The sequence below is a fragment of the Pseudomonas capeferrum genome, from assembly GCF_013523055.1.
Classification (GTDB): Bacteria; Pseudomonadota; Gammaproteobacteria; order Pseudomonadales; family Pseudomonadaceae; genus Aquipseudomonas; species Aquipseudomonas capeferrum_A.
This window is the reverse complement of record NZ_JAAMQM010000093.1, coordinates 1-215: the sequence shown is the minus strand read 5'-3', so window position 1 is coordinate 215 and position 215 is coordinate 1. Positions and strand designations below refer to the sequence as shown.

1 protein-coding gene is annotated in these 215 nt (G+C 64.7%); it reads left to right on the top strand.

From position 1 onward, the window contains the following. Positions 1–215: immunoglobulin-like domain-containing protein (locus tag G7009_RS27440; RefSeq protein ID WP_375139584.1), on the top strand; the 215-nt coding region annotated here is incomplete at both ends.

Here is a 215-nt window from a genome sequence, read left to right as displayed (position 1 = left end):
CTGCAGCTGGGTGGCTCCGCCACCGTGCAGATCGCCGACACCATCAACGATGTCGTGGCGACCCTGACCGCTGACAAGACCACTGTCGCCGAAGGCGGTCAGATCACCTACACCGTGACCCTGAGCAATGCCCAAGGCCTGCCAGTCACCGGCCATGCGGGCCTGACGTTCACCCTCACCGATGGCACCACGATCACCATCCCGAGCGGCAGTAC